The 16073-nt window shown below is 30.6% G+C and carries 11 protein-coding genes; 1 reads left to right on the top strand and 10 read right to left on the bottom strand.

All coding sequences use genetic code 11. The annotated features are described in order from the left end of the window. Window positions 1-160: 160 nt before the first annotated feature. The 6 genes from COL3_RS20540 to COL3_RS20565 form a co-directional block, all read right to left on the bottom strand. Window positions 161-1006, bottom strand: a complete 846-nt coding sequence (locus tag COL3_RS20540) for a carbohydrate ABC transporter permease (RefSeq protein WP_008420342.1) — start codon at window positions 1004-1006, stop codon at window positions 161-163. 20 nt (window positions 1007-1026) lie between these two features. Then, on the bottom strand, window positions 1027-1905 hold the full coding sequence (locus COL3_RS20545; RefSeq protein ID WP_035282761.1) for a sugar ABC transporter permease: 879 nt from the start codon (window positions 1903-1905) through the stop codon (window positions 1027-1029). 141 nt (window positions 1906-2046) lie between these two features. Further along, entirely contained in the window at window positions 2047-3354 is a 1308-nt protein-coding gene (locus tag COL3_RS20550) for an ABC transporter substrate-binding protein (RefSeq protein WP_008420347.1), read from the bottom strand. Between the two features lie 397 nt (window positions 3355-3751). After that, the gene (locus tag COL3_RS20555) at window positions 3752-5842 is read right to left on the bottom strand and encodes a methyl-accepting chemotaxis protein (protein WP_008420350.1); all 2091 of its coding nucleotides are present in this window, start codon (window positions 5840-5842) and stop codon (window positions 3752-3754) included. 223 nt (window positions 5843-6065) lie between these two features. After that, window positions 6066-7040, bottom strand: coding sequence for a LacI family DNA-binding transcriptional regulator (locus tag COL3_RS20560; RefSeq protein WP_242982165.1), 975 nt, complete (start codon window positions 7038-7040; stop codon window positions 6066-6068). A 397-nt stretch (window positions 7041-7437) separates the two neighbouring features. Further along, window positions 7438-8424: a LacI family DNA-binding transcriptional regulator gene (locus tag COL3_RS20565; protein WP_008420355.1), complete on the bottom strand. Its 987-nt coding sequence runs from the start codon at window positions 8422-8424 to the stop codon at window positions 7438-7440. 461 nt (window positions 8425-8885) lie between these two features. On the opposite strand from COL3_RS20565, the gene COL3_RS20570 reads away from it, so the two are divergent. After that, on the top strand, window positions 8886-9962 hold the full coding sequence (locus COL3_RS20570) for a galactose ABC transporter substrate-binding protein (protein ID WP_008420358.1): 1077 nt from the start codon (window positions 8886-8888) through the stop codon (window positions 9960-9962). Window positions 9963-10130: 168 nt separating this feature from the next. On the opposite strand, the gene COL3_RS20575 is transcribed toward COL3_RS20570, so the two are convergent. The 4 genes from COL3_RS20575 to COL3_RS20590 all read right to left on the bottom strand — a co-directional run bounded on the left by COL3_RS20575 (window position 10131) and on the right by COL3_RS20590 (window position 16060). Next, window positions 10131-11858, bottom strand: coding sequence for a HAMP domain-containing methyl-accepting chemotaxis protein (locus COL3_RS20575; RefSeq protein WP_008420360.1), 1728 nt, complete (start codon window positions 11856-11858; stop codon window positions 10131-10133). Window positions 11859-12206: 348 nt separating this feature from the next. Then, a complete protein-coding gene (locus COL3_RS20580) occupies window positions 12207-13562 on the bottom strand; it encodes a NosD domain-containing protein (RefSeq protein ID WP_008420363.1) in 1356 nt (451 codons plus the stop codon). 20 nt (window positions 13563-13582) lie between these two features. Next, the gene (locus COL3_RS20585; protein WP_008420365.1) at window positions 13583-14551 is read right to left on the bottom strand and encodes a carbohydrate kinase; all 969 of its coding nucleotides are present in this window, start codon (window positions 14549-14551) and stop codon (window positions 13583-13585) included. 27 nt (window positions 14552-14578) lie between these two features. Next, entirely contained in the window at window positions 14579-16060 is a 1482-nt protein-coding gene (locus COL3_RS20590; RefSeq protein ID WP_008420366.1) for a glycoside hydrolase family 32 protein, read from the bottom strand. Between the last annotated feature and the right edge of the window lie 13 nt (window positions 16061-16073).

Below are 16073 nucleotides of genomic sequence, written 5' to 3' on the forward strand. Positions count from 1 at the left end.
ATTCTTTCCTAAACTATCTGCATAAGTTATTAGCATAATTTCATTTTTTATTTTATTCATAATGATACCTTCTCCTACGACATTCATTAGATCTGTTTTAATTTTTCAAAATTATTTCTCTCTATATTGTGAATTTCTATATTATTTTCCTATTTCTAAGCTAATTCTTTGAACCTGATCCAACAATACCTTGAACATAATATTTTTGCATTGTTAAGAAAATTATTAATACTGGTATAGTTACAACAGTTAATCCAGCCATTACTCTTCCATAATTTATTGGTTGTATACTAAATAATGAACTCAATGCCATTTGAATTGTTTGCTTTGATGGATCTGATATTACCATTACTGGCCATATAAAATCATTCCAAGTTGCAACGAAAATCATGATTGCTACAGTTGCATATATTGGTTTTGCAAGTGGCATTATAAGCTTTACGAATATTGTATATTGACTAGCTCCATCAAGCTTAGCTGCCTCTTCAATCTCTTTTGGTAACCCTAAGAAGGTTTGTCTAAATAAAAATATATAAAAAGGATTTGCTATAACAGGAATTATTAATCCTAAATAACTATTAATCCAGCCTAACTTGAATACTATTGAAAATAACGGTAACATTACTGTTTGAGCTGGTATTATCATTAACGATAATATAATTGTAAAAATTATTTTTATACCTGGAAAATCTAATCTTGCAAATCCATACCCAGCTAAAGAATTTACTATTAAGCTAAATATAATAATAACTCCTATATAGAAAAATGAATTAAGCATAGATTTAAGTATTGGTAATTGCTTTAAACAATCAGAATAATTATAAAAATATTTATCATTAAACGCTGGTAACATAAAAGCTTTAATACTAGAAACATCAGAAAGTATTTGAGGATCATTCTTGAATGATGAAACTACCATCCAAATAAGCGGGAACATAAAAAACACCGCTAATAATATTAAAACAATATATTGCATAAATTTATTATTTTGTTTTTTTATAGACATATTTTCCCTCCATTCTTTGTTTAATCTTCCTTACTAACCATCAATTTATTTTGTATCAAGACTATAACTAATATTATAGCTGTAAATACAACAGTCATTGCTGAACCATACCCCATATTTCTATACTTGTATCCTGTTTGATAAATTTCATACACAATAGTCACTGTAGAGTTAAGTGGTCCACCTTGTGTCATCATCATAGGTTGTACAAGAAGTTGAACAGCCCCAATTGTTATAGTTAAAAATAATAGTACAGATATATTTTTAAGTCCTGGCAAAGTAATATTTAAAAATTGTTGATATTTACTAGCTCCATCCACCTCTGCTGCTTCATATAGATAAGTAGGTATATCTTGTAATCCTGCTAAAAATATCATCATTTGGAATCCCGCTCCTTGCCATGCTGAAAGAAAAACTATACAATACATAGCTTGAGTCGGATCTGATAAAAATGGTTGACTAGCTATCCCTATTGAATTTAATATTGAATTTAGTAATCCATTATTAGGATTATAAATAATAGTCCATAATATTGAAATTACTACTAGAGATAAAACTGTTGGAGCAAAGAATGCTAACCTAAATAGTTTAATCCCCTTAAGTTTCCTATTAACTAATAAGGCTAATCCTAGCGCTGCTCCCAGCTGCAATGGAACTACAAGAATTGTAAATCTAAAGGTGTTATATATACTTTTTATAAAGATAGTATCAGTAAATACCTTTTTAAAATTATCTAACCCTACAAAACTCATAGCATTTGGTTTTAAAATGTTGTAATCCATAAAACTATAATAAAATGACAATGCAAATGGAATAATCATAAAAGTAAATAATAATATTATTGCTGGCAATACAAATGAAATTGATATGGCATTTGCCTTAATTCGATTTTTCTTCATAATTTTAATTATAATCCACCTCTCTTTTAAGGGAGCTATTGTAAAGATAATTTGTAATCCTACTAATAGTAAAATCAAAGATATATCTTTAATTTTTTTCAATAGCTCCATTAATTAATCTTTGTATATTATTTTTTAAGTTTACTTAACTTGCACACCAATTTGTTTTACTGCCTCATCTAATGCTTGTTTAGGATCCATTCCATTAATTGTATTTGTTATAGCTTTAGAAAATTGATCAGATATTACTGGATAATTTGGAGTCAATGGCCTTACTGTAGCTGTATTTTGCAATTGTTCTGTTATTACGTTTAGAGGTTCTTTCTTAAATTCATCTATTTTATTAAATGCTGTTGCTCTTGCTGGCGGCATCCCATTAGCTTTATAAATTGCTACACATGCATCTGTATTAGTTAAGAATTTAATTAATTCAACTGCTGCTTCTTGCTTTTCTGATGTACAAGCTTTTGTCATATAATAGCCCCATGCTCCACATGGTGATACTGCTTTTCCACCTTTTTTAGCTACTGGATATGGCATTATTCCCCACTTCAAATCAGGATATTTAGCTAAATTTCCTGGTTCCCAAGTTCCTGTCATAGCCATAGCTGCTTTTCCATTTTCAAAACTATTATCAATTGGAGTCGGATTAACTACTTTATTATCAACTAATTTCTTAATATAAGTTAATGCTTGAACTGATTTATCACTATTTATTAATCCATCTACTGTCTTACCATCATCTGCAACTATTTGACCATCAAGCGATTGTACTAATGGTAAAAATGCAAATGTGTTCCATTCCCCACCCCATTTAAGATTCATATCTATTCCATATACATCATCTTTAGTCAATTTTTTAGCATTTTCATATAATTCATCCCAAGTCCATGCATCTGCTACTTTTGTTGGTGCTGTAATACCTGCTTTTGCAAACATATCTTTGTTATAGTAAATTACAACTGAAGAATCCATTGCTGCTAAACCATAAAGTTTTCCTTTATAAGTTCCTTGGTTAATTATATCTTTATTAAAATCTTTCAAATCTTCTTTATCTACAAATTGATCTATAGGTTGTATTACCCCTGCTTCAGCTTGAGCTGCTACGTTTGGACCATCTACTGTAAATACATCTGGAAGTGAATTTGTTGTGATTGCTGCATTAACCTTATCATCGTATCCAGATGCATCTCCAGTACGTGCTATTTGAGTTAAATCAACTTTAATTTTCCCTTCGTGAGCTTTGTTAAACTCTTCAATTCTTTGTTTATAAAGCTGCCCTTCTGGCGAATCTGTTTCATGTACCCAAAAGTTTAAAGTCACACTTCCGTCAGCACTTTTAGCTGATTTGTTACTTTGGTCTTGACTTCCGCCTCCACATCCTACCATTGAAAACATTAATAATGTTGCCATTGATACAGCGGCTATTGTTTTTTTACTAAATTTCATTTTTGAATCCCCCTCATTTTTATTAGAATATTTATATTAAGAATATTTCAAAATCAAGAATACGTATTCATAATGTTTAAAAAAATTATTAGGTATAGTTTCTCTCTCTAAGATTATTAAATACATATTTTTTCTTTTTAAATACTCAAAATAACCATTTTTAAATTTCATAAACCCGAATCTGAAACGTTTCACGGTTTGGCTAACAAACATTATTAATTATAATTGTTTGCTACAACGTTTACTTTTCCTTTACATTATCCGAAGTCTTTTTTATTTCGTATATTATTAACTCACTTCACCTCGTGAAACGTTTCACGTAGTTTATATATTAAATATATTACTAAATTCTATGATAGTCAAGTAGTATTAAAAAATATTTTCTGTGAAATTTATATTAAATCTTAAATTTATTTACCATTTCATCGAGAATTTTAGAAAGTTCTGCTTGACTTTGCGCTGCTAATAACACCTGATGTATGAATTTTGTTGTTTCTCCAATACTACTTTTTATTGTTTCAGCATTTTCATATGACTTCTGCGCAACTCCAGCTGTATTTTGAACTGCATCACTTACCTGATTTATTGTTGCTGCAAGTTCTTCTGACATAGATGCTATTTCATCGGACATATTTGTAACAAAATCTGCATCATTGTAATACTCATCACCTATTTGTTTCATATTTTCTAAATGTGGTTCTATACTTTCGTTTATAAATTCTAATACTTCTTTGCTATTTTCAGAAAGATTCTCAAAAGCTTCATTAACCTTTACAATAGTTTCTTGTATTGCTTTTACTGCTTGTGATGATTGTTCTGCAAGCTTCTTGACCTCATCAGCTACTACTGCAAAACCTTTACCTTGCTCCCCTGCTCTTGCTGCCTCTATAGCTGCATTGAGTGCAAGTAAATTAGTCTCTTCTGCTATATTTGCAATAGTATCCGCCATTACTTTTATATTCTCTACTACTTTACCATCTTCAATCGCTTTTAATCCCTTTTGTTTTTTCTCATAATATATACTTCTTGTTTCTTCTACAGATAATTCTCCTTTCTTTTGAACTTCTATAGCTCTTTCTTTAGATCTGATTGCGTTATTGCTACCCTCTATGGCTTTACTTGATAATATATTAATACTAGAATCTACTTCTTGTATAGATGCACTTATCTCTTCAGATGATGCACTTGCTTCCTGTGCATCATTGGTTATATCAGCGACAGCTTTTTCAATATTTTCTGCTTTTAGCGTGAGTTCTTCTACTGTTAATGTAAGTTCTTGGCTAGATATACTAATATCCTTTGACTTTTCTAGTATTTGTTTTATAAACACGACTAATTCATTTCTCATATTATAAAATGCATTTGAAAGTTCACCTATTTCATCTTTATTTTTTAATAGATTATCAAACTCATTATCATATATTAAGTCAAGTTTCCCCGCTCTTTTTATGATTTCTGTAATTTTAACTAAAGGTCTTGATATAATATTACCAATAAAAAATGCAACTATACCTGTTAAAACTACTCCAATTATAATAAATAAACCTATAGTTTTAGTAAGTGTATTAGATTGTTCTAATATTTCTGATAAAGGAGCTGTTAATACAAACGTCCATCCATTTGAAAGCTGAATATAGCTTAAATTTTGCGTTATACCATCAACTTCATAAGATATTAGTTCCTCTGGAGATGATTTTGTCTTTATTTTATCTACTATGTTCTTCATAGCTCCACCTTCTACAGTAGACAAATTATCTTTTATACTAAATTTTGGGTGAGATATAATGTCATATTTTCCATTAATCAAAAAAGCATATCCCGACTCATAAACCTTAGTATTTTGAACAATGTCTTGTATTGTTTTTAAATCAATATCCATGCCAACTACACCAATACACTGTCCACCTTTATATAATGGCACTACATAAGATACTACGTATATATTATTATTAGGATTTAAATATGGATCCAACCATGTTGGTTTTTTCTCACTTACCGGTATATAGTACCACCCAACATGTTCGGTATCACTAGGATCATATTTGCTAATATCTATTGGAATATTCTTTTGAAAAGCTCCTTTTTCACTTGTTCTTGAATAATAAATCCCCGATGTTGGTGGCGTGATTTCAGGATTAAATCGTATATAGAATGTTAAAGCTCCATCTGTGTTTTGTCCAAATTCTTTTGCTATAACTTCCATTTTATCTTGATAATCTTTTAAATATTGGATATCAGTTGAAAATTTATATGCATAATCTAGATTGTCTAAAGCTATTTTAGATAGAGTATTTACAGATTGTTCAATTTTATATATTTTATCATTCATTTCACTTGCTTTATTTTCACATATTAAAGTTAGTTCTTTCTTTGAATTAGTTTCAGCCACATTAGTTGAATTTGAAATACTCACAAATCCGACTAACAATGTAATTAGAATCACACATGCTAAAATAGCTGAAAAGATTTTAATTCTTATGTTTCTCATAAATTCTTCCTCCTTACATATCTAACATATCGTTAAAAATCCTAATATATCTCCCTACCTAATTCTTATATATTTGTAATATTATCTATAAGGAAAAAATTGTAAAAATAATTTTACTAAAAAGAAAATGCCTATAATGAATTACTTAAAATTCCCATAAAAAATACGAAAGAATTTAACTATCCTAGGTATTTAAATACATGTTTATTAAATGCTTTTTGGATTATTTAGTTGTTCCGCCATCAACAAAACTGATGGGTAAATAATTTCTCTCAGGAACCGCTTGTCTATTTATTAATGAAATTACCATTTCAACACATCTTTGGGCCATTAAATCAACCGGCTGATGAATACTTGAAACAAGACAGTCAAGTTCTTCCACTAATTTAATACCATCATATCCTATTAAATTTACATCGTTTGGAATACTAAATCCATAAGATTCAATTATTCTCTTAACTCTTAATGCAAGAATATCTGTACTAAAAAATATGCCATCAATTAATAATTTTCCCTTATATATATTTTCTTCTAAGAATTCCGAACATTTTTTTTCCAAATTCTCACAAGGGTCAATTAGGTCTAACACCTTATAATTTATCTTATTTTCTTCGCACACATCGATAAATCCGGTCTTTCTTTTATAAGTTTCTCCGTATATGTTCGAACCTGTTCTAATAAACGCTAAGTTCTTACAGCCAATATCTATTAACTTTTGAGCAGCAATCATTCCCCCCTTATAATTATCAGAAGAAGTATATGGAATATTAGATCTGCTAAAGTGTCTATCTACAGAAACAAATTTACAGTTATTAGATATTTCTTTATCAATATCACTATATGTTATACCCACAATTCCATCTACCTTACTTTGCTTTGCCATATTAATATATCTCAGTTCTTTTTCTGCATTACCATCCGAATTACATAATAGTAATTTATAGTTATATTTATTTAATTCAAATTCCAAATAATATGCAAAGGATGCGAAAAATGGATTCATTAAATTAGGTATAATTAGTGCAATTGTATCTGTTTTTTGCTTTTTCATCCCACGTGCATAAATATCTACTTCATATCCCAATTTTTTAATTGCTTCTTCTACTTTTATTTTATATTCTTCGCCAACTGGAATTTTATTTATCACTTTCGAAACTGTTCCAAGTGAAACTCCTGCTTCTTTCGCAACATCTTTCATTGTTACACGCATATATAACATCAAATCCTTTACATTGTATATAATTCTTATTACATTATCTTTTTAAATATTTTTATTTACTATCATTAAACTTGGTGAAACGTTTCACACAATTCATACATTAAATATATTACTAAAGTCTATCTCCGTCAAGTGTTATTTAGATGTTCACATTATAAAATACAGAAAATTTACGATTGATTTATTAGTAAAAATACTATTAATAATCTGAATAACATACATTATATTCCAACATCATAAAGAGCAAGCTTTTTATTTATCACCAAAATTAGCCAACACAGTTCTCTGCTTCAAACCTAATCCGCTTCTTGATGTTGATAGAAGAACTTGCTCAAAACCACTTCTTCGTTACCATAGCTTACCAATTTATTTTTAATCATTTGGTAGTTCCGCTATCTACAAAACTTACTGGCAAATAATTTATTTTAGAAACAGTTTGTTTATTTATTAGAGCAACAATTATTTCAACACATTTTTTTGCCATTAATTCAACTGGCTGGCGAATACTCGAAACAGGGTAATCAAGTTCTGGTACTATTTTAATCCCATCATATCCAATTATATTCACATCATTTGGAATACTAAATCCATAAGACTCGATTATCTTTTTAACTCTTAATGCAAGCATATCTGTACTAAAAAATATACCATCGATTAATAGTTTTCCATTACATATATTTTCTTCTAAAAATTCTGAACAAGTTTTTTCAAAATTCTCAAAGGGTTCTACTAAATCTAATACCTTATAGTCTATATTATTTTCTTTACAAAGATCAATAAATCCGATCTTTCTTTTATAAGTTTCTCCGTATACACTAGAACCTGTCCTAATAAAAGCCACTTTCTTACATCCAATATCAATTAACTTTTGAGCCGCAATCATTCCACCTTTATAGTTATCTGATGCAACATAAGGAATATCTGGATTGCTAAAATGCCTATCAATAGAAACAAATTTACAATTATCGGATATTTCTTTATCAATATCGCTATATGTTATACCTACAATTCCATCCACCTTATTTTGCTTTGCCATATTAATATAACGTACTTCTTTTTCTGCATTGCCATCCGAATTACATAATAATAATTTATATTTATGTTTACTTAGCTCACACTCCAAATAATATGCAAAATGTGAGAAAAAAGGGATAAATAAATTTGGTATAATAAGCGCAATGGTATCTGTCTTTTGTTTTTTCATTCCACGTGCATATATATCTACTTCATATCCTAATTTTTTAATTGCTTCTTCTACTTTTATTTTATATTCTTCACTAACAGGAATATTATTTATTACTTTTGAAACGGTTCCTAGTGCAACTCCTGCTTCTTTTGCTACATCTTTCATTGTTGCTGGCATATATACATCAGCCTCCTTTTACATTTAATTATATCCTAATTCTATATCCTAATACTATAACCTTATTCACATAGCATGTTAACATAAATTGTTAGTAAATACAATTTAATATCTTAATATTATAAATGCTCTTGCATGCTTCATGGAATATGATCTTTCTTCAAACTCTTTTTCATTGGTGTTTACTATTTGTTTCATTTTCACCATAACAAAATAACGAGCTGTTTATTTTTCTTTTGTAATCATAGAATAAATTATAGCTAGAGAGAAAAAATAATATCAAATATTATTTGAAGAATTAGTTAAAAAATGCTCAATTTAGCCGTAGTTCAAAAGCCATATATTAGCAGCATATCCTAAATTTACAGAGAAAAATTAATAGTATGTCCTCATTTGAACAACTCACATTTTTTATTACTATAATTATAGCGTCAAATGGAGTGGCAAAATGGAGGATAAATATGACAACATCTTGTAAAATATTCACATCAATTATGATTATAACAATGGCTACCATATTAACAATTAATTTTAATGCTAATATATTTGCTAGTTCGACTTTAAGTACTAGTAACGGAAAAGCAGTCAAAGTTGGAGTACTATGGACAAATTTATATAATCCATTTGTAAATTCCATTGATGAAGGTTTAAAAGATATTCAAAATAAAACAAAAAATAACATTAGTTTTACTTTTTATGATGGAAAAAACAATCTTGCTATACAGAATGAGCAAATAGATTCCTTGCTTAGAAATAATATTGATCTTTTAATAATAGACTTAGTGGATAAAAAAGAAGACGTTGTGAAAGATGTTATTGACAAAATTTTTCCAACGAATATACCAGTGATTTTTTTAAATGTGGATTCAACAGTAGCGGAGAAATTTTCTAGTTACTACAAAAATAAGATTGTTTTTATGGCAGAAGATTTTAAAAAACCTGCTATGGCGCAAGGTAAAATTATTGTTGATGCATGGAATGCAAATAAACAAAATGTTGATAAAAATGGAGATGGCATACTTCAGTATGTCATGCTATCAGGTGAGCACAATAATCCAATAACAAATGATAGAACGCAATATTCTATTAAAGCAATTAACGATGCGGGAATAAAAACAGAGCAACTTGCGCTATATTTTGCTAAATGGGATAAACAATTAGCTAAAGATGCTATCAACTCATTATTTCTTCAATATGATGGTCATATTGAAGCGATAATTGCAAATAATGATAATATGGCAATAGGTGCGATTGAAGCACTGCAAACCTATGGATATAATAAAGGAAATACCTCCAAAAATATCCTTGTTGTTGGATTTGACGGATTGCCAGAAGCAAAAGATTTAATTGATAAGGGTGTGATGACTGGTACTATTATTCAAGATCCAGCTACTGTATCTGAAGCATTGTATAAAATTGGAATGAACTTAGTTAATAAAGTAGATCCGCTGGAAAATACAAACTATAAGCTTAGTAAAACAGGCATTGAAGTTGAATTTCCTCATTATGAATATATAAAGAAGTCTAATATTCCATAAATTCTGGGACTTCTTTGATATAAGCCTTTTATACTTCTTTGAATCATTGCATAGAGATTTATATAATTGTACATAGTTTTAATTTATTGTGCAACAAAGTAAACCTAAAAAACTTAATGTTCTCTAGGTTTGTTTGTACTTAAAATACACTTTCCATTCTAATTTATTTTATAACTTAAATTTTAAAATTTCAGCCATTAAGATTTCACCTATTTTAGTAAGTTCTTCAGATGCACTTGTTATTTCTTGCATTGCAGCTGTTTGTTCTTCAACATTAGCTGCAATTGCTTGAGATTGACTTGAAGTATCCTTACTTATTTCATCAACTTTTTCCATATATGAAACTACTTGTTGATTTCCACTTGTAATACTTTCAGATGCTATCGCTGCCTCACGCATTTGACTTGTAATTTCCAGAACTAATTTTGAAATATCCTCGAATGATTGTCCCACATTTTCTACAACTTCCATACCTATTTTTACCTGTTTTGTTCCTTCATACATTGCCGAAACAGCATTAGCTGTGTCATCTTGAATCTGTCCTATTAGCGCAGATATTTTCCCTGTTAATTGCTTAGAACGTTCTGCTAACTTTCTAACTTCTTCCGCAACAACTGTAAAACCTTTGCCCTGTTCCCCTGCTCTTGCTGCTTCTATTGCTGCATTTAATGCTAATAGGTTAGTCTGTTCTGCAATTCCTGAAATTACTTCAACTATCTGGCCTATTTCATTTGATCTTCGTACAAGAATTTTTATAACATCATCTAACTTAGTAACTACTTCTTCTATATTATTCATTTGATCTTTTGCTATATTAATATCTTTACCACCTTCATTTGTTACTTCAAGTGTCTTTTCAGCAACCTTTGCAGAATCAATAGTATTTTTAGCTACTTGTTTTATCCTTATAGACATTTGTTTAATTACATTTGAAGTATCCTTAATAGTATTAAATTGAATTTCTATACCTTCTGCAATTGTATTTACTGATTTTGCAGTTTCTTCAATTCCTTTGTATGAATTTTCTGAATTTGCATTAAATTCTTGTGAAGAAGCCGCTATTTGTTCTGATACCTCACATACCTTAGATACTAGTTGCCATAGTTTTTGACGCATATAAATTATTGAATGCCCTAATTTACCTATTTCATCATTATATAATTTTACTTCTCTTGTTTTTTCAAGGGTTTCTTCTCTTAAGTCTCCCAATGCAACCATTTCTATATAACGCTCCAATGATTGTATAGGTTTAGCAATTAAATCTGTGATAAAAATAGATACAATTAAAACTATTAATAATGCTAATAGCACTACACTTACAACTATATATATTGATTTTTTGTAATTTGCTTGATTTTCATTATCAAGTTGATCAGTAGAATTAATCTTGTACTTAGTTAAGTCGGAAATATTTTTCTCAATCTTTTGGTTTAGTGAACTTAAATTTTTATTATACAGGGCATACGCTTCTTCATTTTTATTTGCTAAAGCCAAACTCAATACATCATTTTCTACTTTTTCTGCACTTTCACTATTATCTTTAAACTGTTTCAGTGTGTCAATCTCAAATGGATCAAGTTTTGTATTAGCATACTCTTTAACATATTGATTTAATGCATCTTTTTTATTCTTAATAGATTCTTTTAATTCATTTTTAACAAGTACATCTGACGTAGCCATCAACTTAAATAAATCAGTATTTAATGAATTATGAGCATATTTCACTTCTTCAATATATTCAACCGCTAATAGGTTACTATTCATAACCTTCATTTTATCATTAGATATTTTTAAATAATAAAACCCAATAGCTCCGACAATAACCAAAAAAATCAATGCCATACTTCCCATAAAGAATATTTTACTTTTGACTTTTGCATTACGTAATAAATTCACAATTTATCCTCCTCTGCTGATTAAATATTCTATACTTAATCCCCTCACTAATTAATAGGCATACCTTATTATGTCACATGATAAGAACGGTGTTGTAACCGTTCTCTATTTTTTTCAAAAATGATGATGCCCCAAAAGTCATTTAATGACTTTTGGGGCACCTTCTTCTAAATAGTCATCCATCAAAAACTAAGGCTGCTCCTTATTAAAATCACTTGCGTTTCCATAAACTCACGTCCCACTAGGAAAAAGTTTCTGCGTCGTAAATGATTCTTTTTGAATGTACTTTCTCGTCACATGGGTGATGCTAAACAAAAGCCATCATAAACACATAGTTGAATACACTATTTATGCTCCTAGCGTTGGAGTAGCTCTGAATGCATTTACAGTCTTGTCCATAACAACCTGTACATCACTTCCCGAATCAAGAATCGTATTTTGAACCGATTCTCTTTCTATCAGTACTGTTGTCACGTCAAGTGCCTCCAATTTATCGATAGACAGCAAAGCTTCTACTTGCGTAGAGAAACAAGCACTATTTGGCGCGGCTTGTGCCTCCGATGATTCAGTAGTGGCAACAATATGATTATTAGCAATATAATTCCCCTTACCCGAAATAACATGTATTATTACTGGTGTTGCACCTGACGGCTTTATATACTGAGTATCTATTGTTTCCGAAATGTGATTAGCAATTATGGAATTATTATTACCGCTAATATACAGGAGGCCATACAAATCATCTAAACCATTGTCGTATGCCAGCATAGGAGCCCAAGGTTCATGGTCACGTAAAAAATGGTTTGAAGAAACCAAATTTTCCGAGCAGTTGTCTTGGAACACCAGCATTCCCGGATAAAATGAATGGAATCTATTACTTGTAATAGTGGAACGTACCACACCAGCAAAATGGACACTACTTGTACCTCGTGGAAAAATATTGTTGGCCGTAATCAAAAGTCCTCCAAAATTTTCAGCATAAATTGAATATCCTTTATAACCGGCTCCTATTAAGTTATCGGTTATTTTTGAAGCCTGTCCAGAACCTCGTAGTTCTATACAGTTGCCACATTCAGCTATGAAATTATCATGTATAGCCATTGCATCTGCATTATAACTAGTAATTCCATGCTCTAAATACACTATCCCCATGCCTGTAATCCGGAATGAATCTTGAGCACTTGCAATATAAATACCCGTTTTCCCGTTAGTATAAGTATTTTCTGGATCTACTCTTTCTGAACCATCGTCCAAAAAATGTAAACCATCAATACAAAAGTCAGCAAACTCTACCGAACTTATTCGTGGGCCCCCATCCCGCTTAACATAAAACGCTGCACCTACATATTCCTCATCGTCAGCCTCTAGAGAAATATCTACAAGTATACGGCTTCCTCCCGGCCACACTTCGTGCCAATCTGCCAATTCACTCTTCGGAGTATTAAAACGAATACTTGAAGATGTAAAACCATGTCCAGAACCCACAATTTTTAGATAACTGATGTCTATAACTACTTGAGTGACAAGATGATAATCACCTGGCGGGATATAGATAACTGCGCCTGGTTTTCCTCCTTCATTAATATCAGAGTCCGTTTGCCTGCTTTTAATATCCGCAATGATGCTATTGATTACCTCTCCAATATCTTCATACGGATTACCAACATTCCATTTTGTTATGTCATAATAATTTTTACTAAACATTAATAAAACCTCCTATAAGATTAACACTGAATAAAATTAAGAATTTCTTTTTTTGAAGGCATAGATCTAATAGCACCTCTTCTAGTTGTTATAATTGACGCTGCTACATTTGCAAAAGTTATCATATCTATTAAAGAAGATTCTGTTAAATCCTCTAAGCCATGCTCTAACACAAAATTTAAAATACACCCGCAAAAAGTGTCTCCAGCTCCAGTTGTATCTATTGTATTTTTTTGAATTATACCTTCTTTTTCAACAGATATTCCTCTATAAAAAGCCTTACTGCCGCGTTTACCCATTGTTACTAAAATCAAATCAATATTGTAATTTTTTTGAATATATTTCACCCCATCTTCAATGGTTTTGCATTCTGTCACAAATTCCAATTCCTCGTCTGCAATTTTCAAAATATTACATTGACTCAAACCGAATTTAATACATTCCTTCGCTTCGTTTAAAGATCTCCAAAGAGGCGGACGTAAATTAGGATCAAAAGAAATTAATAGATTATTATCTTTTGCAATTTTTAAAGCCTTTTCTGTAGCTTTCTTTACACCTTCATCCGTCATAGATAAGGTTCCAAAATGAAATATTTTAGCTTTTTTAATAATGCCTTCTCTAATTTCAGATTCATTCAGCATCATATCTGCTCCTGGTTTTCTATAAAAGGAAAAACTTCTATCTCCATCCTGTGCAGTATGAACAAAAGCTAATGTTGTATTTACTTCGTTATCTATTACTAAATTATCTGTGCCTATGGCAAGTTCTTCAAGAGTTCTTTTAAGCAAAAAACCAAATTGATCATTTCCTACTTTACCTATAAAAGAAGTCTTTTTGCCTAAATTGTTCAACATAGATAGTACATTGCAAGGTGCTCCACCTGGATTTGCCTCAAACAATTGATTTCCTTGTTCACTGACTCCATTCATCGTAAAATCAATAAGTAATTCCCCTAGTGAAACTACATCAAGTTCTTTGTTAGCAATCATTTTTATACCTCCAAAATTTAGTAGAAACTATTTCATAGATGTTTCCATTCCCCAAGTACATAATTTTTTTATAGCTAATATTCCATTTTTCGCAACTATATAATTCTTATTTTCTTCATTTGTTGCAAATATATTTCCTGAATGAGCTGTTTGGTAGTTATCAGTAAACATCTCAATGGAGCTTTGATCAGCAAAAATATCAACATCTAAAATATTCTTATCCTTAAGTTTCAATGTACTTCTAGATATGCCCTTACTCCATCCATCTGAATTATTTCTATCGAAAGTCAACTCTGATTTCTTTAAGTCAAAGGTTATAACTGTTTTCTTTGTATTCGAACACCTTAAAATCAGTTCAAAACTATCTGCTGTGGTCCCCCTTAAGTCGATTTCCATTTTTATTTCATATGCAATTCCATCTCCAGCATGAATTTCATATTTATTATTATTTATTTCTATGTTTTCTTTTATGTTCTCATCATAGTGCAGCTTATTAAACTCTTCCACTGGTACAAACATTAACGTATTATCTTCAAGTAGTTTTACTTCTCTTGGAATATTAAAGAATCCACACCATTTCTCCTTAAATGATGGACCCCAGTCTTTCCACCAAGGCATCCACTCCCATTCATTTGCCCATCCTACAAGCAGTCTTCTTCCTTTGCCATCTAAAAATGATTGAGGAGCATAAAAATCAAACCCCCAGTCAATTTCGCCTGTTGTGTAATAATTGAACTTTCCAGTTGTGTAATCCATATCTCCTACCAAATATACCGCTGTACGTTCATGTAATCCCATTGGTGAAAACATTAGAACATGCTTATCTCCTATTTGATAGAAGTCAGGACACTCCCACATGTGTCCAAGCTCTCCACGACTCTCAGCTAATACATTTACAAATTCCCAATCCTTTAAGTTTGGGGATTTAAATAAAAGTGCTTTTGCCAAATTGTCTTTCTTAGCTCCACATACCAGGTAAAAATAATCTTCGTGTTTCCATACCTTTGGATCTCTAAAGTTTTCCTGTTCATATCCTTCTGGTGCTACTATTACAGGATTATTTCCATATTTTTGGAAATTTATACCATCTTCGCTATAAGCTAGACACTGTGTTTGTACAAATCCATCCCCGTAGTTGGTTGTCCCTGTGTATAACAAATATAATTTACCTTCATGTTCAATGGCACTTCCAGAAAAACACCCCCCTCTTTCATGGTCATCGTAGTGTTCACTTGGTGCTAACGCAATAGGCATATACTCCCAATGTACCATATCATCACTGACAGCATGTCCCCAATGCATAGCCCCCCAATAAGCGTCGTATGGGTTATATTGATAGAAAAAATGATATTGATTCTTAAAAAATATCAAGCCATTTGGATCATTTATCCATCCCGCCTCTGCCATAAAGTGATATCTTTGTCTCATTTTTGCGTCTTCTATTAGTGGCTTTGTTGCTTCAATAGCTTTCTGTGCTTTTTCTATGTTTAGTTGATGTTTTGTAATCATTAAACTTATCATC

Origin of the sequence: Clostridium sp. LS (assembly GCF_002760435.1) — a bacterium.
Lineage (GTDB): Bacteria > Bacillota > Clostridia > Clostridiales > Clostridiaceae > Clostridium.

Bases quoted from the DNA above. Each gene is read 5' to 3' on its own strand.
- COL3_RS20590 (WP_008420366.1), bottom strand. From the start codon at position 16,060: ATGATTACAAAACATCAACTAAACATAGAAAAAGCACAGAAAGCTATT.
- COL3_RS20570 (WP_008420358.1), top strand. From the start codon at position 8,886: ATGACAACATCTTGTAAAATATTCACATCAATTATGATTATAACAATG.
- COL3_RS20550 (WP_008420347.1), bottom strand. From the start codon at position 3,354: ATGAAATTTAGTAAAAAAACAATAGCCGCTGTATCAATGGCAACATTA.
- COL3_RS20565 (WP_008420355.1), bottom strand. From the start codon at position 8,424: ATGCCAGCAACAATGAAAGATGTAGCAAAAGAAGCAGGAGTTGCACTA.
- COL3_RS20540 (WP_008420342.1), bottom strand. From the start codon at position 1,006: ATGTCTATAAAAAAACAAAATAATAAATTTATGCAATATATTGTTTTA.
- COL3_RS20555 (WP_008420350.1), bottom strand. From the start codon at position 5,842: ATGAGAAACATAAGAATTAAAATCTTTTCAGCTATTTTAGCATGTGTG.
- COL3_RS20545 (WP_035282761.1), bottom strand. From the start codon at position 1,905: ATGAAGAAAAATCGAATTAAGGCAAATGCCATATCAATTTCATTTGTA.
- COL3_RS20560 (WP_242982165.1), bottom strand. From the start codon at position 7,040: ATGAAAGATGTTGCGAAAGAAGCAGGAGTTTCACTTGGAACAGTTTCG.
- COL3_RS20585 (WP_008420365.1), bottom strand. From the start codon at position 14,551: ATGATTGCTAACAAAGAACTTGATGTAGTTTCACTAGGGGAATTACTT.
- COL3_RS20580 (WP_008420363.1), bottom strand. From the start codon at position 13,562: ATGTTTAGTAAAAATTATTATGACATAACAAAATGGAATGTTGGTAAT.